Below are 21257 nucleotides of genomic sequence, written 5' to 3'. Positions count from 1 at the left end.
CAAAAGAAGGCAAGCATGACCGCAACCATCACCACCGCCCTGCCGACGGTGAACGCACGCATCTATCCCAAGGGCGGGCTGGACGTCCTGTCCCGCGACGAGGTCGCGCGCCTGCGCGACGCGTCCACCGGCATGCACGATCTGCTGCGCCGCTGCGCCCTGGCGGTGCTCACCAGCGGCAGCGCCTCCGACGACCCGCGCGCGGCGCGCGAGCTGTACCCCGATTTCGACATCCAGGTCCATCAGCAGGACCGTGGCGTGCGCATCGACCTGAGCCACGCGCCGGCCATGGCCTTCGTCGACGGCGAGATCATCCGCGGCGTGGCCGAGCTGCTGTTCGCGGTGGTTCGCGACCTGGCTTACACGGCGATCGAGCTGGGCGCCGACGGCGGCCGCGACCTGGTCAGCAGCGACGGCATCACCGATGCGGTGTTCGGCCTGCTGCGCAATGCGCGCATCCTGCACCCGGCCGACCCGAACCTGGTGGTGTGCTGGGGCGGCCATTCGATCTCGCGCGACGAGTACATCTACACCAAGCAGGTGGGTTACGAGTTGGGCCTGCGCGGTCTGGACATCTGCACCGGCTGCGGCCCGGGCGCGATGAAAGGGCCGATGAAGGGCGCGACCATCGCCCACGCCAAGCAGCGCAAGCGCCGCATGCGTTACATCGGCATCACCGAGCCGGGCATCATCGCGGCCGAGTCGCCGAACCCGATCGTGAATCACCTGGTGATCATGCCGGACATCGAGAAGCGCCTGGAGGCCTTCGTCCGCCTGGGTCACGGCATCATCGTATTCCCCGGCGGCGTGGGTACGGCCGAGGAAATCCTGTACCTGCTGGGCATCCTGCTGCGCGAGGAAAACGCGCACCTGCCGTTCCCGCTGATCCTGACCGGCCCGACCGCGTCGGCGCCTTACTTCGAGCAGATCGACCGCTTCTTGCGCCTGACCCTGGGCGAGGCGGCGACCTCGCGCTACGAGATCGTGGTCGGCGACCCGGAGACGGTGGCCAAGCGCATGACCGCGGGCATCCGCAAGGTGCGCGAGCACCGCATCGCGCAGAAGGACTCGTTCTACTTCAACTGGTCGATCGACATTCCGGTCGAGTTCCAGCGCCCGTTCGCGCCGACCCACGAGGCCATGGCCGCGCTGGACCTGCACCACGGCCGCAAGCCGCACGAGCTGGCCGCGGACCTGCGCCGCGCGTTCTCGGGCATCGTCGCCGGCAACGTCAAGGAGGACGGCATGCGCCGGATCGAGGAATTCGGCCCGTTCGAGATCCACGGCGATGCCGACATGATGCAGTCGCTGGACGCGCTGCTGCGCGCGTTCGTGGAGCAGCGGCGCATGAAGATCGCGGGCGAGTACAAGCCCTGTTATCGCGTGGTGACCTGAGTTCGAGTTCGAGTTCGAGTTCGAGTTCGCTTCGATAAGGTGGCGCCTGCCGCCCCGCTACGACCGGCCCGCGCTTCGTCGCGGGCCGCGTCGTTTTTGCGTTCCATCCGTCATTCCGGCGCAAGCCGGAAGCCAATTCGACTTTGGTGCGTGCTTACGACGGCCTAGGCCGGCAAATCAAAATGGGTTCCGGCTTGCGCCGGAATGACGGAGTAGGGTGCGCGGCATGCGTAGGCTGCGTGTGCGAGGTGCAAGCCCTCCCGGCGAAAAGCGTGCCAAAGCGAGAATTTAACGATTCCGCGCAAGTGCATCGCATGCTTGGAATCAGCACGTACCAGTGTCGGGTTTCGTGAGCGTTCTGCGTCACAAAATGTCGCGTTCTGGCACGCCTATCCCCACCGCTTGACCGCCCGTCCGGTCAAGTCTTGCAGCTCAACGGCACTCCTTTAGCATCCATCGCGTGAATGCTGGGGAGAGAGCATGTCCAGAATAAGTGCCATTCGGGGCTTCACCCTGATGGAGTTGATGATCGCGATCGCCATCCTGGGCGTGCTGCTGGGCCTGGCCTGGCCGTCGTTCACGGCGATGCTGGAATCCAATCGCCTGGCCGCGGCGTCCAATTCGATGATCGCCGGGGTCAACCTGGCGCGCAGCGAGGCCACCCGCAGCAACCTGGCGGGCGGCCTGTGCCCCAGCGCCGACGGCGCCATCTGCGGCAACGACTGGAGCGCGGGCTGGCTGGTCTGGAACGACCGCGACATGAACAACGTCAAGGACGCCAATGAGCCTGCGATCCGCTACTTCCAGGGCAACCCGGAGCAGCTGACCTTCGGTTCTGCGCTGCCGGTCCCGGCGATCGTGTTCGACCGCCGCGGTCGCATGGCCGCTCCGGCCGCCAATGTGGTGCTGAACGCCAAGGCGGTGGGCTGCCAGACCGGTGCGGTCGATAAGCAACGCACCCTCACCATCACCCGCGCTGGTCAGGTGCGGATCCAGAAGGCCAATTGCACATGAGCCGGCCCCTTCCCCGTAGCTGGCGGCCGCTGCGCCGCGCCGCCGGCGGCTTCTCCCTGATCGAAGTATTGGTCGCGCTGCTGGTGCTGGCCTTCGGCCTGCTCGGCTTAGCCTTCCTGCAGACGCTCAACATCCGCTACACCCAGAGCGCCAACCACCGCACCGCAGCGGCCAACCTCTCGCATCAGGTCATCGACATGATGCGCAGCAACCGGGTGGTGTCGCGCCAGTACGCGGCGCTGACCTTCAACAGCTTCCCGGCCGCGCCGGCGGTGGCCGGTTGCGGCCGCGGCGCCGCCGTCGACTTCAACGCCAACATGAACGTGTGGCGCTGCGAAGTGAGCTCCAGCCTGCCGGGCGGGCAGGGCCAGGTCACCTTCAACGGCGACCAGGTCACCGTGACCGTGCGCTGGAACGACGACCTCAGCCAGGCCGCGCTGGGCCAGGCCCAATCCACCTACGTGGTGACCACACGGCTATGACGCGCCTACCGACTCCTACTTACCGCTCCCAGCAGGGTCTGTCGCTGGTCGAGCTGATGGTCGCGCTGGCGATCGGCATGCTGCTGATGCTGGGCCTGGTGCAGGTGATGTCCGCCTCGCGCTCGGCCTACCGCCTGGCCGAAGGCATAGGCCGCGCGCAGGAAAATGCGCGCTTCGCCATGGACTCGCTGGAGCGCGACCTGCGCATGGCCGGCCACCTGGGCTGCATCAACGACACCGCGCTGATGCAGTCGGCGATTCCGGCCGAGGAAGGCCTGAACCTGCTGTTCCTGACCCAGGCCGATCGCATCGCCTCGAATTTCTCGGCCGCGCCCTACCTGCTGCGCTTCGATGTGGGCATGCAGGGCTTCGAAGCGGTCAATACCGCGCCGGGCGACGCCGTCAATCTGGCCACCGGCGCGCCGGTGGTGGGCAACGTCAACCAGTGGAGCCCGTCGCTGCCGGCCGACCTGGGCGCGCTGCAGCCGGTGGCGGGCAGCGACATCGTGGTGCTGCGCTATTTCGCGCCGGTTTCCTCCGGCATGACCGGGTTCGCCCCGGGCGACCCCACCAGCACCATCACGCCGACCGTGCCCGCGGTGACGACCGGCGGCTCGGGCCTGTTCGGGCTCGCCAACTGCCGCAGCGCCAGCGTGTTCGCCGGCACGGTCAACGGCGCCGGCGTGGTCACGGTCGGCTCGTCCAGCGACCCGCTGAACAAGTCCAACTTCATGGGCGACCGCGAGCCCTACGACACCGGCAAGGCGACGTTGTACCGCGCCGAGGTGATCGTGTACTTCGTCGGCGTGGGCGCCGGCACCGGCAACACCGGCGTGGCCGGCCCGTCGCTGTATCGCGTGCGCTACGTGCGCGGCGCGGGCGGCGGTTTGCAGGCCGAGCGCGAGGAACTGGTCGAGGGCGTGGAGTCGCTGCAGCTGCTGTACGGCCAGGACCGCGTGGTCGCGGCCAACGCGCCGCCCAGCGGCTACGTCACCACCAGCTGGACCGCCAACCAGGTCGGCGGCGGCGTGGTCAATCCGGCCGGCAACAACGCCAATTTGTGGCGCCGCATCGGCACGGTCCAGGTGGGCCTGGTGATGCGCAGCTCCGAAGGCGCGGTGTCGGCGCAAATGGATCCGGCCACGCAGCGCATGTCGGTGCTGGGCACCCAGGTGACCCCGCAAGACGACGGCTTCTACCGTTCGGTGTACGAAACCACCGTTGCCCAGCGCAACCGCCTGTTCGAGAACTGAGGAGACAGGCCCATGAGCCGTTCCGGATTCCACGGTCCGCGTAAGCAACAGGGTGCGGCGCTGTACGTCGCGCTGATCTTCCTGATCATCCTGGCTCTGCTGGGCGTGACGGGCATGCAGGTGGCCACCATGCAAGAGCGCATGTCGGCCAACTACCTGGCCACCAACCTGGCGTTCCAGCGCGCCGAGGCCGCCTCGCGCGAGGCCGAGCTGACGGCCGGACCGTCCATTCCGCTAGAGGAAAACTGCGGCGGCTTCTCGCCGGAGCAATTCGGCGTGGATGCGGCGATCAAACCGCCCAGCCCGGCGGAGGAGCCGGTGCGTGTGCGCAACATCAAGCGCTGCATTCCCGGCGGCGACCTGAGCCTGGGCAAGCGTCCGGAAAGCGAGGACGTGTTCGCCCGTTTCCGCATCACCGCCTACCGCGAAGACCGCCCGGCCGATCCGACTTCGGACGCCGTGGTCGACTCCATCTTCATCCAGCCCTGAGCGGCCCGGTCATGAATACCAATCGCATTCTTCTCATCGTCGCCGCCACCAGCCTGGCGGTGCTCGGCATCCGCGCGCCGCAGCTGGTCGCCAACACCACCACGCAGGGCGCCGGTACTTTGGCCCAGGCGCCGCTGAACCTGGGCGGCGACGGCGTGCCGCCGGCCTTCATGATGGCGGTGGACGACTCGGGTTCGATGACCTTCCAGACCATGTTCCCCGGTCAGGACGGCGAGGTCTGCTTCGGCCGCGACAGTTCCAGCGAGCCCTACGGCCTGTTCTACACCACCGGTGGCAACGCCGGTAAGCCGCGTACCGACGGCAGCTGCGACCACTTCTATCTGCTGCCCGGCCCGCGCGCGGGCACCGGCTTCCTGGGCCTGCCGCCGCTGGACCAGCTGGGCGCGGCGCGTTCGCCCGACTTCAACCCCTCGTTCTACAACCCCAACGTCAAGTACGACGCCTGGCTGACCTCGTCGATGCCGCCGACCAAGGTGCCGTACGACTACAGCGCCGGCAATCCGAACGGCAACGCGTCGACCAGCGCCACCAAGATCGATCCGCGCAACACCGGCACCGTCAACCTGGCCGCCAACCGTTACACCACGGCCGAAGTGTTCACGCTGCGCACCGGCATGTTCCTGCCGGCCGGCACCAACTACCAGATCGTCAGCAACGGCAACGCGTTCACCGCGCCCACTGGCGGCACGACCTGGACCGGCGGCACCACCAACGTCTACATGCAGTACTACCCGGCGACCTTCTATATGAAGACGACCACGCCGGCGGCGCAGCAGCCGGTGGGGTACAAGACCGACGCGACCTCGCGCCCGGTCATCACCAACGGATGCGGCACCGGCTGCAACCTGTGGAAGTACACCATCGCCTCGGGCAACTTCGACACCACGGCGAACTACACCAACCAGCTGCAGAACTTCGCCAACTGGTTCAGCTACTACGGTAACCGCAACCGCGCGATGGTCGCCGGCATGAGCCGCTCGCTGGCCGACATCAAGGACATGCGCGTCGGCTTCTTCCCGATCAACTCGCATGGCAGCTACAACTCGCCGCTGACCAACGCCGCCGAACGCGTCTACATGCAGGACATGAGCGTGCAGGCCCGTCGCGACGATCTGTACACCAACGGCATCTTCGCCCTGGGGGCCAGTGGCAGCACGCCGAACCGCCAGGCGGTGAGTGCGGCGGCCAGCCAGTTCCAACGTACCGACGCGGTCGCCGACGGTAAGGGCGGCGCGCCGGTGTTGCGCGTGTGCCAGAAGAACGCCGTCATGCTGTTCACCGACGGCTACAGCAACCAGAACTCGGTCACCGTGGGCAACGTCGACGGCAACATGGGCGCGCCGTTCGCCGACGGCAACTCCGATACCATGGCCGATATCGTGTCGCAGTACTACCTGGACACGGCCAACGGCGGCGTGGTGCCGCTGCGCAGCGACGGCAACTTCGCCCTGGGCGCCAACGGCGGCCGCGTGCCGGTGCCGGACGAGTGTAAGAACGCCTCGCCCAGCAAGAAGCTCGACTGCGAGCGCCGCCTGCACCTGAACTTCTACGGCATCACCCTGGGCGCCCGCGGCACCATCTTCAACCCGGACGTGGCCCAGGATCCGTTCGTGACCAACCCGGCCTGGCCCGGCTGGCAGAACGACAATCCGACCACCGTCGACGACATCTGGCACGCCACGGTCAACACCCGCGGCGAGTACATCAACGCCAAGACCCCGGCCGACATCACCGCCGCCATGCGCCGCGTGCTGGCCTCGGTGGCCGGTGGCGCCAGCCCCTCGGGCAGCGTCGGCCTGAGCGGCGCGCGCATCTCCAGCAACTCGCTGTCGGTGGTGCCGTTCTACGAGTCCAAGAACAACAACACCGATTGGTACAGCCGCCTCAACGCGTCCAGCGTCAGCGCCAACGCCGCCGGTCAGGTCACTTTCACGCCCAAGTGGGAGGCCAGCGCGCAGCTGCCGCGCACCGGCCGCAACCTGCTGTTCGGCACCACCAGCGGCGGCGCGGTCAAGCCGGTCGTGCGCTCGTTCACCAGCGGCAACCTGGGCGATGTGTTCACCACCCTGTGCGCCGACACCCTGTCGACCTGCACCAAGGCCGCGGTCACCACCCTGGGCGTGACCGAATCCGAGGCCGTGGCCTACCTGGCCGGCCAGGACTCGGGCGAGAAGAAGAACGGCGGCAAGCTGCGCGACCGCACCACGCGCCTGGGCGACATCATCAACTCCTCGCCGCTGGTGACCTCGCCGCTGGACAACTACGGCTTCATGACCCTGCGCGGCGCCAACGCCACCGAGTTCGACCCGTACAACTACGAAGCCTATCTGACCCAGAAGAAGACCCGGATTCCGATGGTCTACGTGGGCGCCAACGACGGCATGATCCACGGCTTCCGCGGCGACACCGGCGGCGAAGCGTTCGGCTACATTCCGGCCACGGCCGTGGGTCATATGGGCAACCTGCTGTTCCCCTACGATCCGGACCGCAAGGGCGACCAGATCTTCCAGCACCGCTACTTCGTCGACGGTCCGATCACCGTGTCCGACGTGTACTCCGGCACCGGCTGGAGCACCGCGATGGTAGGCACCTCGGGCGCCGGCGGCCGCAGCGTGTTCGGCCTGGACGTGAGCGATCCCAGCCTGTTCACCTCGGGCAGCGTGTTGTGGGAAGTCAACGACAAGGTCACCGGCACGACCGGCCAGCGCATCGGCCACGTGCTGGGCAAGCCGGTGATCCTGCCGGTGCGCACCGCCTCGGGCACGCGCTGGAAGGCGATCTTCGGCAACGGCTACGGCAGCATCAGCGGTAAGGCTTCGCTGTTCATCGTCGACGTGCTCGACGGTTCGGTGGTGACCATCGAAGTCGCCGAAACCCCCGGCACCGGCGTGCCGACCGAACCCAACGGGCTGGGCAACATCATCGCCCTGGACCGCTACGTGTTCGACAGCGGCACCTTTAGCGAAGGCAGCGACGGCTACGCCGACACCGTCTACGGCGGCGACCTGCACGGCAACATCTGGAAATTCGACCTGCGCACCAACGTCGCCTCGTTCGGCGCCAACCTGCCGCTGTTCACCGCCAAGGACTCGGCCGGCAAGCGCCAGCCCATCCTGGGCGATCTGAACGCGGTGGCCGGCCCGTCCAACGGCGTGATGATCCTGTTCGGCACCGGCGCCTACTCCTTCGGCGGCGATGCCGACAACAAGGACATGCAGTCGGTGTACGGCGTGATCGACCGCGGAGTGCGCATTACCGCTGCGCGCGAGACGGCGCTGCAGCAGCAGGTGCTGAGCAACGACAACAACGACGACATCCGCGAGGTCACCCAGAACTCGGTCAACTTCCTGACCAAGTCCGGTTGGTACATGGATCTGGCGGTGAAGGTGGGTGCGGCGGCACCGGTGCAGACCGGCGAACGCATGGTCGGCCGCCCGCGCGTGCAGGACGGCACCTTCTTCTTCCCGACCTTCGAGCCGATCACCGCGTCGTCGGCCAACGCGGCCGAAAGCGGCTGCGCGGCAGGCGGTACCAACTGGCTGTACGGTTTGAGCGCGCTCAGCGGCAGTGCCTACATGAGCAGCGTGCGGCCGGGCTCGCCCACCGGCGATCCGATGTCGGCCGGTTCCGGCGCCCTGCGTCTGGAAGCCGATACCAGCGGTCCCATCACCGACGTCAACGTGATGAGCCCGCCGCCGCCGGCGCCGCTGGGCTCGGGCGCGACCCAGGCCGAGATCGATGCGCGCTTGAATACGCCGCAGTGTTCGCGCATCGTGCAGGCCGCCGGTGGTCCGCCGCTGTACAAGTGGGGCATGTGCGGTCGCCAATCCTGGCGCCAGGCCCGTTAATGCGATTAGGGATGCTTAAGACATGAACCGTCATAACCGCAGCAAAGGTTTCACCCTGATCGAGCTGATGATCGCCATCGCGATCGTCGGCATCCTGGTCGCCATTGCGGTACCGGCCTACCAGGACAGCGTGCGCAAGTCGCGGCGTGGGCAGGCCAAGGCCGATCTGGTCGAGATCGCGCAGCTGGCCGAGCGCTTCCGCACGGTCAACAACACCTACACCGGCTTCGCGATTCCGGCCGGCATGAACGTGTCGCCGCGCCAGGGCACGGCGTTCTACAACATCGCCATCGCCAACCAGAACGCCACCGGCTACACCCTGACCGCGACGCCGCAGGGGGTGCAGACTCAAGACACCTGCGGCACGTTGGGGCTCAATGCCGCGGGTGCCAAGACGCCCACCACGGATCGCTGCTGGTAAATCCGGATCGGTTCGGCGACACACCAGGGCCGCGGAACACCGCGGCCCTTTTTTATGCGCCGCTTGCATCGTGCGCAGCCCCGCGTCACTGTCGGCCCAGGCGAGGGCAGGGGGCTGCGATGCGCGCAGGGAGCCGGTTCGGCTGGGGTCTGGGGGCGGTCGTCGCCGTGGCGGCGGGCATGTATTCGTGGCCACGGCCCTCCAGCCAACCGCCGGCCCCTTCCGCGCTGACCTTGGAACAGGCGCACCCGCGCGGGCAACGCTACGAGAGCGAACATTACCTGGCCGCCAGCTCGGCCTCGCCCGAGCGCACGCGGGCGACCTTGCAGGCGGTGGAAGCGCTGCATCGTGCGTATCTAACGGTGTTCCCCGAAGTCGCGGCCGCCCCCGCCGGCGGCGGCAAACGGCAACTGGTGCTGTTCGGCAGCCGCGCCGAGTTCCGCGCCAACAACCGCAGCAGCGCCTGGGCCGAGGCCTACTACCTGCGGCCCAATTGCTACGCCTATGCCGACGACGGCGCCAATCCGTATCACTGGATGCTGCACGAGGCCACGCACCAGCTGACCCGCGAGGTCGCGGGGCTCAAGCCTGCGCGCTGGCTGGACGAGGGCCTGGCCAGTTACTTCAGCACCAGCCGCTACGCGGACGGTCGGCTGCAGGTCGGCACCGTCGACGCCAACACCTATCCGATCTGGTGGCTGGGCGACCTGGTCCTGAGCGGCGACCTGCAAAGCGACATAAAGAACAAGCGCATCGTCGGCCTGCGCCAGCTCATCGCCAGCGATCGAAAGGACCTCAACCGCCGCTTCAACCAGTACTACATCGGCTACTGGAGCCTGACCCACTTCCTGTTCCATCACCAAAACGGCCGCTACGCGCAGGGCTATCGCGCGCTGCTGCGCGAGGGCGGCAGCCTGGCCGGTTTCGAGCGCCTGATCGGCCCGGTGGAGCAGGTGGAGCGCGAGTGGTACGACTACCTGCGGCGCGGGATCGTGCGCCAGGAGCCGGTGCGCGAGGTGCTGGTCGTCGACCCCTGAGCGGCATCCGCGCGCCACGCTGCATTCGGTGCGAAGATGCGGGACGAGGCGGCGCTCGCGGAGGCCGCCGTCGGACACAGGGAACCGTCGCCGATGCTCAACGCCTTAGCCTGGCTGACCGCGACCACCGCGGCTTCCAGCTGGACCGTGATCGAACCGCCGCAGTCGCGGGTCGATTATCTGTGCACCTCCAGCGTGCAGAAGGAATGGCGCGCCCAGGTCGGGCGGCACGGCGAGCTGCGCTTCGCGCCGCGCACCGGAGCGGGGCAGGGCGAGCCGGAACTGGTCTGGGCCATCGGCAAGCGCGGCCGCCTGATCGGCAACAACCGCGGCCTGGCCGGCGGCTCGCTGGATTGGCTGCCCGCCGGCGGCGGGCCGCGGCAGAAGCTGCTGGACATCACCCCGATCGGCTTCGCCCAATACCGCGGCGACATCTTCGTCGCCGCCGGCCTGTCGCACCGGATCGAGGGCGACGGCTCGATCTACCGGCTGCGCGCGCGCGACAACGGGCGCTGGCAGATCGACCGGGTGCTGGACCTGCAGGAAGCACCGTTGGGCACTTATGCGCGCGAGGGCGAGTGGACCCTGGTCACCGCCATCGGCGTGACCCATCTGGACCTGCGCACCCTGCAGGCGCGGCGCTTGCACACCAATCTGAACTGGTGGCAGCTGGGGCCGTCCAGCATCGTCGGCCACAAGGACCGCTGGTACATCGGCGCGCGCCGTGGCGTGGTGCGGCTGACGCCGGACGAGGGCGGATATCGCGAACAGTGGATGGTGCCGTCGGACTGCCGCAGTTTCACCGGCGATTGCCAGTGCGCGCCATGAGGCTCGCCCGTGCAAGACGCGTCGGCGCTGCATGCTCGACACATGCAAAACGTGCGGCCAAACAAAAAGGCCCGCATCGCTGCGAGCCTTTTTGAGTATTTGGCGCCCGAAGTTGGACTCGAACCAACGACCCCCTGATTAACAGTCAAGTGCTCTAACCGGCTGAGCTATTCGGGCGGGGACGCATATCCTAGGGGGCCGTCCCGTGGGGGTCAAGGGCTGTTCGCGTTTTGCGGCGTTTCCGTGGCTTCGGCGATCACGGTGCGGGGCAGGGCCGCTGGACCTTGGGCCGGGCGCTGCGCACGCGGCCGTCGGCGCTCACCTCCATTTCGCCCAATAGACGCTCGCCGCCGCAGATCAGCAGGCGTTGCCACGCGCCGCGTCCGCCCGGGCCGTAACGCAGCACCGGTTCGCCCACGGTGGAGCGGATGGTGAGCCCGGCGCGCGCGGGCGCGGACACGCGCAGCAGGCCGCCGGCGCCGTCGGGGCGGCCGTCGCCGTCGCGATCCACGAACACCAGCCAGCCCTGTTCCCAGCGCCCGTTGGGACGGCAGCGGCCGTCGCTCGCGCGCGGACACAGCACCACTTGGGTTCCGCGCCGAATGGCCGCACTTCTGGCGTAGGCGAGATCGGTGCCCAGCGCCTGCACGGCGCGTTGCAGCCGATCGCGCTGCAGCGTGACCGTTTCCGCCTCCGCATGGGCGGGCGCGGCCCCGGCGGCGAGCAGGCCCAGCGCCAGGCCGATGCCGCGTCGTTGTCGTTTGTTCATGTCGGCCGATTCCGTTCTAACCGTCGCCAGCCTGCCGTTCGTGGGCCGGGCGTGCGTATCGGAAGCCGGCCGCATGCAGGGTAGGAAAACCGCCCGCCGGCGCGTCGCCGGAGTCTGGGTACACTTGAGGATCGACCGCAGCCGATGACCATGAACGAGCTCATCCACCCCGCAGGATTCCAGCTGGTCGCGCCGTATTCGCCGGCCGGCGACCAGCCCTTGGCGATCGAGCGCCTGATCGCCGGTTTCGACAACGGCCTCGTGCAGCAGACCCTGCTGGGCGTGACCGGTTCGGGCAAGACCTACACCATCGCCAACGTGGTCCAGGCGGTGCAGAAGCCGACCCTGGTGATGGCGCCGAACAAGACCCTGGCCGCGCAGCTGTACGGCGAGTTCAAGGCCTTCTTCCCGCACAACGCGGTCGAATACTTCGTCAGCTACTACGACTACTACCAGCCCGAAGCCTACGTGCCGTCCAGCGACACCTTCATCGAGAAGGACAGCTCGGTGAACGAGCACATCGAGCAGATGCGCCTGTCGGCGACCAAGGCGCTGCTGGAGCGCCGCGACACCATCATCGTGTGCACGGTGTCGGCGATCTACGGCCTGGGCGACCCCAACGAATACTTCCGCATGGTGCTGCACATGGTGCGCGGCGAGCGCATCGACCAGCGCGAGCTGATCCGTCGCCTGACCGAAATGCAGTACACCCGCAACGACACCGAGCTGCGCCGCGGCACCTACCGGGTGCGCGGCGAGGTCATCGACGTGCATCCGGCCGAATCGGAAATGGAGGCGCTGCGCATCGAGTTGTTCGACGGCGAGATCGAGAACCTGACCGCGTTCGACCCGCTCACCGGCGAGAGCCTGCGCAAGCTGCCGCGCTACACCATCTACCCCAAGTCGCATTACGTGACCACGCGCCGCACCGTGCTGGACGCGATCGACGCGATCAAGAACGAGCTGCGCGAGCGCCTGGAACAGCTGTACGCGCAGAACAAGCTGGTCGAGGCCCAGCGCCTGGCCCAGCGCACCCAGTTCGACCTGGAAATGCTGGCCGAGGTGGGCTACTGCAACGGCATCGAGAACTACTCGCGCCACCTGACCGGGCACATGCCCGGCGAGCCGCCGCCGTGCCTGTTCGACTACCTGCCGCCGGACGCGCTGCTGGTGGTGGACGAATCGCACGTGACCGTGCCGCAGATCGGCGCCATGTACAAAGGCGACCGCTCGCGCAAGGAAACCCTGGTCGAGTTCGGCTTCCGCCTGCCCTCGGCGCTGGACAACCGCCCGTTGCGCTTCGAGGAATGGGAAGGCCGTTCGCCGCGCGCGATCTTCGTCTCCGCCACGCCCGGCCCCTACGAGCTGCGCAAGTCGGAAGGGCAGATCACCGAGCTGGTGGTGCGCCCCACCGGCCTGATCGACCCGGTGGTGGAGATCCGTCCGGTCGGCACCCAGGTCGACGACGTGCTGGGCGAGATCAACGAGCGCGTGGCCATCGGCGATCGCGTGCTGATCACCACCCTGACCAAGCGCATGGCCGAGAACCTGACCGAGTACCTGGGCGAGCACGGCGTGCGCGTGCGCTACCTGCACTCGGACGTGGACACGGTGGAGCGCGTGGAAATCATCCGCGACCTGCGCCTGGGCAAGTTCGACGTGCTGGTGGGCATCAACCTGCTGCGCGAGGGCCTGGACATGCCCGAGGTGTCGCTGGTGGCGATCCTGGACGCGGACAAGGAAGGCTTCCTGCGTTCGACCGGCTCGCTGATCCAGACCATCGGCCGCGCCGCGCGCAACGTGCGCGGCAAGGCGATCCTGTACGCCGACAAGATCACCCGCTCGATGCAGGCGGCGATCGACGAAACCGACCGCCGCCGCAGCAAGCAGGTCGAGTACAACACCGAGCACGGCATCACCCCCAGGTCGGTGGCCAAGCCGGTGGTGGACCTGTTCGAGGGCGCGCGCGCCGAGCCGGAGCAGACCGCGCGCGGCCGCGGCAAGGCGCGCAAGGTGGCCGAGACCGCAGCCGATTACGCCGCGCTCAGCCCGGCCCAGTTCGCGGCCAAGATCAAGCAGCTGGAGCAGCAGATGTACCAGCACGCCCGCGACCTGGAATTCGAGGAGGCCGCGGCCGTGCGCGACCAGCTGCACAAGCTCAAGGACGCCGGTTTCGCGGCCTGAGCGGGCCGTCGCCGGGGCCGCCGGCGGCGCACAAAGCGGTTGTCGCCCGGGCGGCGCTGGGCTACACTGCGCGCCCTTCGCCGGGAAGTTGTCGGCGACGGGCGGTTAGCTCAGCGGTAGAGCACTACCTTGACATGGTAGGGGTCACAGGTTCGAACCCTGTACCGCCCACCACTTCGGTGACGAAAGGCCCGGCGCAAGCCGGGCCTTTCGCTTTTTCGGCGGGCCGGCCGAGCCGCCGCCGTTGACTTGACCCCGCCGCGTCCCCAACTATGTGCAATCCGTTGCGGCATCCGGCCGCAGCGCTCCATCAGGTGGCCCGCGGCGTACCCGCCGGTCTAGCGTGCGACATGGACACTACCTCCGCCCATCGCTGAACCTGCCCAGGCCCCGCAAGCGCAGGCGCCCTCGGGCGCTTTTTTCTTGCCCCTGGCTTGCCCGCAAGCCCCCAGAACCCCGCCGGAGCGGCCGCTACGCGCCGCTCCCGCCCCAGTTTCCGACACGTGCCCGCCATGATCGCCATTACCCTTCCCGACGGCAGCCGCCGCGAGTTCGACCACCCCGTTACGGTCATGGAGGTCGCCGCCTCGATCGGCGCCGGCCTGGCCAAGGCCACCGTCGCCGGTGAGGTCGACGGCAGGCTGGTCGATGCCAGCGACCGCATCGACCACGACGCCAAGCTGCGCATCATCACGCCCAAGGACCCCGAGGGCGTGGAGATCATCCGTCACTCCTGCGCCCACCTGGTCGGCCACGCGGTCAAGCAGCTGTACCCGACCGCGAAGATGGTGATCGGCCCGGTCATCGAGGAAGGCTTCTACTACGACATCTGGTACGAGCGCCCGTTCACGCCCGAGGACCTGGCCGCGATCGAAGCGCGCATGATCGAGCTGATCGACAAGGACTACGACGTGATCAAGAAGGTCACGCCGCGCGAGGAGGTGATCGCGGTGTTCGCCGCGCGCGGCGAGGACTACAAGCTGCGCCTGGTCGAGGACATGCCCGACGAAAAGGCCATGGGCCTGTATTACCACGAGGAATACGTGGACATGTGCCGCGGCCCGCACGTGCCCAACACGCGCTTCCTCAAGGCCTTCAAGCTGACCCGCATTTCCGGCGCCTACTGGCGCGGCGACTCCAAGAACGAGCAGCTGCAGCGCGTGTACGGCACGGCCTGGGCCGACAAGAAGCAGCTGTCGGCCTACATCCAGCGCATCGAGGAAGCCGAGAAGCGCGACCACCGCAAGATCGGCAAGCAGCAGGACCTGTTCCACCTGCAGGAAGAGGCGCCGGGCCTGGTGTTCTGGCACCCCAAGGGCTGGTCGATCTGGCAGGTGGTGGAGCAGTACATGCGCCGCGTCTACCGCGAGAGCGGCTACGGCGAGGTGCGCTGCCCGCAGATCCTGGACGTGTCGCTGTGGCAGAAGTCCGGCCACTGGGACAACTACAAGGAGAACATGTTCTTCACCGAGTCGGAGAAGCGCACCTACGCGGTCAAGCCGATGAACTGCCCGGGCCACGTCCAGGTGTTCAACCAGGGCCTGCACAGCTACCGCGACCTGCCCATCCGCTACGGCGAGTTCGGCTCCTGCCACCGCAACGAGCCCTCCGGCGCGCTGCACGGCATCCTGCGCGTGCGCGGCTTCACCCAGGACGACGGCCACATCTTCTGCCTGGAAGACCAGATCGAGGCCGAGGTCACCGCCTTCCACCAGCAGGCGCTGGCGGTGTACGGCGACTTCGGTTTCGACGCCGATTCTAAAGAGCATGTCCAGATCAAGATCGCCCTGCGCCCGGAATCGCGCCTGGGCGACGACGCCACCTGGGACAAGGCCGAGGCCGCGCTGCGCAGCGCCCTGGGCGCCTGTGGGGTGGAGTGGCAGGAGCTGCCCGGCGAGGGCGCCTTCTACGGCCCCAAGGTCGAGTACCACCTCAAGGACGCCATCGGCCGGACCTGGCAGCTGGGCACCATGCAGGTCGATTTCATGATGCCCGGCCGCCTGGGCGCCGAGTACGTGGACGAGAACAGCCAGCGCCGGACCCCGGTCATGCTGCACCGGGCCATCGTCGGCTCCATGGAGCGGTTCATCGGCATCCTGATCGAGCACCACGCCGGCCAGTTCCCGGCCTGGCTGGCCCCGGTCCAGGCAGTGGTCATGAACATTACCGACGCCCAGGCCGATTATGTGGACGAAGTTCGGAAACTCCTTGCAAATCAAGGGTTCCGGGTCCAGTCCGATTTGCGGAACGAAAAGATCGGCTATAAGATTCGCGAGCACACGCTGCAGCGCGTGCCGTACCTGCTCGTGGCCGGCGACCGCGAGAAGGAAAATGGCATGATTGCCGTGCGTACGCGGGGAGGGGAGGACCTGGGGACGATGACCGTCGCCGAGTTCGCCACGCGTTTGCAAGGCGAGAGCAAAGCCTAACCGCGCAGCAGCAGATAACAGACTCCGTCCCGGAACCGTCCGGGACGGCCCGGCACGCAGGGCGTGCCACTATTGGAGATTGCAACATCAGTACCCCCGAGAAGCCGAACCGCAAGAACCAGGAAATCCGCGTACCGCGCGTGCGCGTGATCGGCAGCGATGGCGAAATGATCGGCGTGCTCACGCGCGACGAAGCGCTGCGCATGGCCGAGGACGAAGACCTGGATCTCGTGGAAATCCAGCCCAACGCCGATCCGCCGGTCTGCAAGATCATGGATTTCGGCAAGTTCCGCTTCGAGCAGCAGAAGAAGGCCAACGAGGCCAAGAAGAAGCAGAAGCAGGTCGAGATCAAGGAACTCAAGTTCCGTCCGGTCACCGACGAGGGCGACTACCAGATCAAGCTGCGCAACATGCGCCGGTTCCTGGAAGAGGGCGACAAGGTCAAGGTCAACATCCGCTTCCGCGGCCGCGAAATGAGCCATCAGGAGCTCGGTCGCGAAATGGCGGCGCGGATCGAGGCCGACCTGGGCGACGAGATCGTGATCGAGTCGCGCCCGCGTCTGGAAGGGCGGCAGATGGTCATGATGATCGCGCCGAAGAAGAAGACCTGATCGTCCGGCGCGCGCGCCGGAACCGATCCGAGAACCCCCGCCTGGTGCGGGGGTTTTTGTTTTCGGGGCCCGGAAGCGTGACTGGGCGCACAGCCCGGGGCGTTCCGTCGCATAGGGCCAAGAGACAGGCCCGGGGCGCTTGTTCCTGTCATCCCTTCCCGGCACCATGCGGTGCAGTAGGTACGCGGGGAGCGTGCCAAGAGGTGCTGATGCGACTGGATAGCGCGAAGGCCCGAGGGATGGCGCAGGCCATCTTGCTGTCGATCGCCGCATGCGCGGCCTGTACGACTTGCGCCATGGAGAAGAACGCAATGCTCGCAACCGAAACCCGTCCGCACGCGCAGCAGATTTTCGCCGACCCGGCGGTGGCGGCGCTCGCCGAAGCCGTGGCCCAGGGCGACGACAGCCGCGTGCGCGCGCTGGCCGCCGGCACCGACCTGTCCGCGCGCGGCGACAAGAACGTGACCCTGCTGCAATGGGCGCTGCTGAACCAGCGCCTGGACAGCCTCAAGGCGCTGCTCGACGCCGGCGCCGACCCCAAGCAGCCCGGGGTGGACGGCGACACCGTCGTGCACCTGGCGGCGATGGCCAACGACGCGTCCTACCTGACCGAATTGCTCGCGCGCGGCGTCGATCCGAACGTGCGCAATCCCGAATCCGGCGCCGGCCCGCTGCGCTCGGCGCTGATGGGCGAGCGCGAGGCGCAGTTCCACGCGCTGCTGGCCGCCGGCGCCGATCCGAACCTGGCCGACCGCGTCGGCAACACGCCGCTGCATACCGCCGGCCAGATCAACGAACCGGCGCGCGCGCTGGATCTGCTCAAAGCCGGCGCCGACCCGAAGGCGCGCAACGCCCAGGGCGCCACCTTTCAGCGCTATCTGTTCATGACCCGCGCGTCGCTGCTGAACGCGCAAACCCGCCAGCGGCGGGAAGAAGTGGAGGCCTGGCTCACGTCGCACGGCGTGGCGCTGGAAGGACCGCGCTGAGCGCGGCCGGGTAGGCCAGGGGATCGGCCGCACGACGCGGCCGGTTGGCATCCGTCAGGAGTTGTAGAGGGGAGCGGCAGGGATGAATGCACAGATCGATCCGGAGCGCCTGAGCGCGCAGGGCCAGCGGCCTACGTTCGCCGATGAGGTGCGCGGCCAGTCCGCGCTGCCGGTGGACGTGACCTTGGCCAAGCTCATGCGCGACGTCTACGACTACGACCGCAACGGCCGCCAGGAGGGCGTGGGCGCCTGGAAGCCCTTGGGCGAGGACGAACTGCGCGGCGTCGGCATCGACCCGACCCTGCTCAAGAACCAGAGCAGCGGCTTCCTCGCCGTGGTCTACGGCGACGGCCAGGGGCGCCACGTGCTGGCCTACAGCGGCACCGACGAGGCCAAGGACTGGCTGACCAACTTCGGCCAGGGCCTGGGTTTCGAGACCTCGCAGTACAACCAGGCCATGGCCCTGGCGCGCCAGGCCAAGGTCGCCTTCGGCCAGGACCTGGTCATCACCGGCCATTCGCTGGGCGGCGGCCTGGCCGCGGCCGCGGCGGTGTCCACCGACACCCCGGCGGTCACCTTCAACGCCGCCGGCGTGCACGACCGCACCCTGGAGCGTGTGGGCCTGGACCCGGACGCGGTCAAGCGCGAGGCCGAGCGGGGCCTGATCCGCCGCTACGCGGTGGACAACGAGATCCTGACCGAGTTGCAGGAAAACAAGCCGATCATCCGCCACCTCATGCCCGACGCGGTCGGCCACAAGATCGAACTGCCCGACCCGGACCCGCTGTCGTTCTGGCAGAAGCTCAATCCGGTCAAGTCGATCAAGCACGGCGTGGAGATGCACTACATCGACGCGGTGATCGAGGCCCAGGAAAAGAAGTTCGGCAAGGACTTCGAGCAGCGCGGCATGGCGCGCATGGACCAGCCCGCGCACCCGGCCAACGGCCTGTACCGGCAGTCGCTGGAGGGCCTGCAGGGCCAGGCCGCCGCGCGCGGCCTGGACGGCGAGCAGACCCAGCGCCTGGCCGGCGCGCTGGCGCTGGAGGCCCAGCGCGGCGATCTGCAGCGCGTGGACAGGGTGGTGTTCGGCGAGGACGGCCGTCGCGCCTTCGCGGTGCAGGGCCAGCAGGCCGAATCGCAGCGCGTGGCCCACGTGGACGTGGCCGCCGCGCGCGAGCAGCCGCTGGCGCGCAGCAGCGAGCAGTCGCTGCAGCTGGCCCAGCGCGAGCCGGCGCAGGCCGCGCCCGCGCCGGCCCTGGAGCCCGCCCTGGCCGCACGCGGCCGCTGAGCCCGGCGGCCGCCGGCCGCCAACGCCATGATTTGCCTGGGAATTCGATCCCGGGCCCGTTTGCATGCGGGCCGCGGTGCGGGCATAATGGCCGGCCCGGTTCGCCGGGTTTGTTGTATGCAGTACTACGGACCTGTCGTGATCCCTTTCGGATCAACGACTTATAAGCCGGCAAGGGCAGGACGGAAAGCGTGGCGACAGCCACCGCCCAGGCCAGTGACCTAATCTCCGAAAGGACATCGCAATGCCCAAGATCAAGACCAATCGGGCGGCAGCCAAGCGCTTCCGGAAGACCGCTTCCGGCAAGTTCAAGTGCGGCCACGCCAACAAGAGCCACATCCTCACCAAGAAGGCGACCAAGCGTAAGCGCAACCTGCGGCAGACGAACCACGTTCGTGCCGAGGACGCAGGCCGTCTGGTCCGCATGCTGCCGTATCTCTGAGGAGGACTGAACAATGGCACGAGTCAAGCGTGGTGTTACGGCGCGCCGCCGTCACAAGAAAATCCTGAAGCAGGCCAAGGGCTACTATCACGCCCGCCGCAAGGTCTTCCGCGTCGCCAAGCAGGCGGTGACGAAGGCTCTGCAGTACGCCTACATCGGTCGTAAGCAGAAGAAGCGCAACTTCCGTTCGCTGTGGATCACCCGCATCAACGCGGCGGCCCGCATCAACGGCATGAGCTACAGCCGCTTCATGAACGGCCTGCTCAAGTCCGGCATCACCCTGGACCGCAAGGTGCTGGCGGATATCGCCGTGCACGATGCGGCGGGTTTTGCGGCGCTGGCTGAAAAGGCTAAAAGCGCGCTCGCGGCGTAACCTGTTTCCATCCCCGTCCCGAGCCACGTGCCCTGCACTGGTTCGGTGCGAGGACAACGTGGTTAAGGCATGGGGAAGGGCGCAAGTCCTTCCCCATTGTCGTTTTGGGCGGTCCGCTGTCCGTGCTCTCGCGGCAGGCGGGTCTTCCCGGTCCCATTCGCTAGTTGCATTAGGAAGCGATCCCCCATGAGCGAGATCGAACAACTCAGCCAGCGCTCGCTCGCCGACATCGCGGCAGCGACCAGTTCCGAGGCGGTGGAAGCGCTGCGCATCGCCCTGCTGGGCAAGTCCGGCAGCGTCACCGCGCAGCTCAAGCAGCTGGGCGCGCTGCCGCCGGAACAGCGCAAGAGCGCCGGCGAGGCGATCAACAAGGCCCGCGACGTGCTCACCGACGCGCTCAACCGGCGCAAGCAGGCGCTGGACGACGCGGCCCTGGACGCGCGCCTGGCCTCCGAATCGGTGGACGTCACCTTGCCGGGCCTGCGCTCGGCGGTGGGCGGCCTGCACCCGGTCAGCCGCACCATGGAGCGCATCGCCGAGATCTTCGGCCGCCTGGGCTTCGCCCTCAGCGACGGCCCCGAGATCGAGGACGACTGGCACAACTTCGAGGCGCTGAACTTCCCGCCGCACCATCCGGCGCGCGCCATGCACGACACCTTCTACTTCCCGCCCGACAGCGCCGGTGTCGCCCGCCTGCTGCGCACGCACACCTCGGGCGTGCAGGTGCGCTACATGCTCGACCACAAGCCGCCGCTGCGCATGATCGCGCTGGGCAAGGTCTACCGCAGCGACAGCGATCAGACCCATACGCCCATGTTCCACCAGTGCGAGGGCCTGCTGGTGGACGAGCACGCCAGCTTCGCCGACCTCAAGGGCACGCTGGCCGAATTCGTGCGCGCGTTCTTCGAGCGCGATTTCGAAATGCGCTTCCGCCCCAGCTACTTCCCCTTCACCGAGCCTTCGGCCGAAGTCGACATCGCCTGGCAGCAGCCCGACGGTTCGACCCGCTGGCTGGAAGTGCTGGGCTGCGGCATGGTCCACCCGAACGTGCTGCGCAACGTCGGCATCGATCCGGAGAAGTACACCGGCTACGCCTTCGGCCTGGGCGTGGAGCGCTTCGCCATGCTGCGCTACGGCGTGGACGACCTGCGCAGCTTCTTCGACAACGACGTGCGCTTCCTCAGGCAGTTCGCCTGATCGGTCGCGGCGACCGGGCTTTCGTTCGTCATCCCCGCGAAGGCGGGGATCCAGAGACTTCAGAGTCATGCCTCGATAGAGCCCTGGATCCCCGCGTGCGCGGGGATGACGGAACGAAACGACGACCGCCGCCGTAGTGCTTCTGCAGTTCCGAACACAGACATCCAGATTCTCGACCCCAGTCTCCCGA

At 67.7% G+C, this 21257-nt stretch carries 18 protein-coding genes and 2 tRNA genes; 18 read left to right on the top strand and 2 right to left on the bottom strand.

Features of this window, described 5'->3' with window-relative positions; all coding sequences use genetic code 11:
* The first annotated feature begins 15 nt into the window (after nucleotides 1-15).
* The 9 genes from ppnN to DX914_RS09005 all read left to right on the top strand — a co-directional run bounded on the left by ppnN (nucleotide 16) and on the right by DX914_RS09005 (nucleotide 10788).
* Entirely contained in the window at nucleotides 16-1395 is a 1380-nt protein-coding gene (gene ppnN / locus DX914_RS09045; protein ID WP_115858654.1) for a nucleotide 5'-monophosphate nucleosidase PpnN, read from the top strand.
* 480 nt (nucleotides 1396-1875) lie between these two features.
* Nucleotides 1876-2409 carry a GspH/FimT family pseudopilin gene (locus tag DX914_RS09040; protein ID WP_115858653.1) on the top strand — a complete coding sequence of 178 codons (534 nt, stop codon included), beginning with the start codon at nucleotides 1876-1878 and terminating at the stop codon, nucleotides 2407-2409.
* Nucleotides 2406-2891 (top strand): type IV pilus modification protein PilV, encoded by a 486-nt coding sequence (gene pilV / locus DX914_RS09035; RefSeq protein WP_115858652.1) that lies wholly within the window; start codon nucleotides 2406-2408, stop codon nucleotides 2889-2891. The genes DX914_RS09040 and pilV overlap by 4 nt, the downstream gene beginning before the upstream one ends.
* Entirely contained in the window at nucleotides 2888-4144 is a 1257-nt protein-coding gene (locus DX914_RS09030) for a PilW family protein (RefSeq protein WP_115858651.1), read from the top strand. The genes pilV and DX914_RS09030 overlap by 4 nt, the downstream gene beginning before the upstream one ends.
* Nucleotides 4145-4156: 12 nt before the next feature.
* Entirely contained in the window at nucleotides 4157-4633 is a 477-nt protein-coding gene (locus DX914_RS09025; RefSeq protein ID WP_115858650.1) for a pilus assembly PilX family protein, read from the top strand.
* An 11-nt stretch (nucleotides 4634-4644) separates the two neighbouring features.
* The gene (locus tag DX914_RS09020) at nucleotides 4645-8502 is read left to right on the top strand and encodes a pilus assembly protein (protein WP_115858649.1); all 3858 of its coding nucleotides are present in this window, start codon (nucleotides 4645-4647) and stop codon (nucleotides 8500-8502) included.
* 22 nt (nucleotides 8503-8524) lie between these two features.
* On the top strand, nucleotides 8525-8923 hold the full coding sequence (locus DX914_RS09015) for a type IV pilin protein (protein ID WP_115858648.1): 399 nt from the start codon (nucleotides 8525-8527) through the stop codon (nucleotides 8921-8923).
* 179 nt (nucleotides 8924-9102) lie between these two features.
* Nucleotides 9103-9960, top strand: coding sequence for a DUF1570 domain-containing protein (locus tag DX914_RS09010; RefSeq protein ID WP_158549223.1), 858 nt, complete (start codon nucleotides 9103-9105; stop codon nucleotides 9958-9960).
* Nucleotides 9961-10053: 93 nt separating this feature from the next.
* Nucleotides 10054-10788 (top strand): hypothetical protein, encoded by a 735-nt coding sequence (locus tag DX914_RS09005; RefSeq protein WP_147300636.1) that lies wholly within the window; start codon nucleotides 10054-10056, stop codon nucleotides 10786-10788.
* 100 nt (nucleotides 10789-10888) lie between these two features.
* On the opposite strand, the gene DX914_RS09000 is transcribed toward DX914_RS09005, so the two are convergent.
* Nucleotides 10889-10965 (bottom strand) — tRNA-Asn (locus DX914_RS09000).
* A 79-nt stretch (nucleotides 10966-11044) separates the two neighbouring features.
* A complete protein-coding gene (locus DX914_RS08995) occupies nucleotides 11045-11557 on the bottom strand; it encodes a GspH/FimT family protein (RefSeq protein ID WP_158549222.1) in 513 nt (170 codons plus the stop codon).
* A 150-nt stretch (nucleotides 11558-11707) separates the two neighbouring features.
* Between DX914_RS08995 and uvrB the strand changes: the two genes are divergently transcribed.
* The 9 genes from uvrB to pheS all read left to right on the top strand — a co-directional run bounded on the left by uvrB (nucleotide 11708) and on the right by pheS (nucleotide 21067).
* Entirely contained in the window at nucleotides 11708-13741 is a 2034-nt protein-coding gene (uvrB, locus tag DX914_RS08990) for an excinuclease ABC subunit UvrB (protein ID WP_115859201.1), read from the top strand.
* A gap of 99 nt (nucleotides 13742-13840) precedes the next feature.
* Nucleotides 13841-13915 (top strand) — tRNA-Val (locus DX914_RS08985).
* Between the two features lie 338 nt (nucleotides 13916-14253).
* Nucleotides 14254-16170, top strand: a complete 1917-nt coding sequence (thrS, locus tag DX914_RS08980) for a threonine--tRNA ligase (protein WP_115858644.1) — start codon at nucleotides 14254-14256, stop codon at nucleotides 16168-16170.
* Nucleotides 16171-16241: 71 nt separating this feature from the next.
* Nucleotides 16242-16781 (top strand): translation initiation factor IF-3, encoded by a 540-nt coding sequence (gene infC / locus DX914_RS08975; protein WP_115858643.1) that lies wholly within the window; start codon nucleotides 16242-16244, stop codon nucleotides 16779-16781.
* 311 nt (nucleotides 16782-17092) lie between these two features.
* Nucleotides 17093-17767, top strand: coding sequence for an ankyrin repeat domain-containing protein (locus DX914_RS08970; protein WP_115859200.1), 675 nt, complete (start codon nucleotides 17093-17095; stop codon nucleotides 17765-17767).
* An 82-nt stretch (nucleotides 17768-17849) separates the two neighbouring features.
* Nucleotides 17850-19055 carry a Tle-like phospholipase domain-containing protein gene (locus tag DX914_RS08965; protein ID WP_115858642.1) on the top strand — a complete coding sequence of 402 codons (1206 nt, stop codon included), beginning with the start codon at nucleotides 17850-17852 and terminating at the stop codon, nucleotides 19053-19055.
* Nucleotides 19056-19299: 244 nt separating this feature from the next.
* Entirely contained in the window at nucleotides 19300-19497 is a 198-nt protein-coding gene (gene rpmI, locus DX914_RS08960) for a 50S ribosomal protein L35 (RefSeq protein ID WP_115858641.1), read from the top strand.
* A 13-nt stretch (nucleotides 19498-19510) separates the two neighbouring features.
* Entirely contained in the window at nucleotides 19511-19870 is a 360-nt protein-coding gene (rplT, locus tag DX914_RS08955) for a 50S ribosomal protein L20 (RefSeq protein ID WP_115858640.1), read from the top strand.
* 186 nt (nucleotides 19871-20056) lie between these two features.
* Complete coding sequence (gene pheS / locus DX914_RS08950) at nucleotides 20057-21067, top strand: phenylalanine--tRNA ligase subunit alpha (RefSeq protein WP_115858639.1); 1011 nt, start codon at nucleotides 20057-20059, stop codon at nucleotides 21065-21067.
* Nucleotides 21068-21257: the final 190 nt, after the last annotated feature.

Source organism: Lysobacter silvisoli, assembly GCF_003382365.1.
Lineage (GTDB): Bacteria > Pseudomonadota > Gammaproteobacteria > Xanthomonadales > Xanthomonadaceae > Lysobacter > Lysobacter silvisoli.
This window is presented reverse-complemented; position numbering and strand designations above follow the sequence as displayed.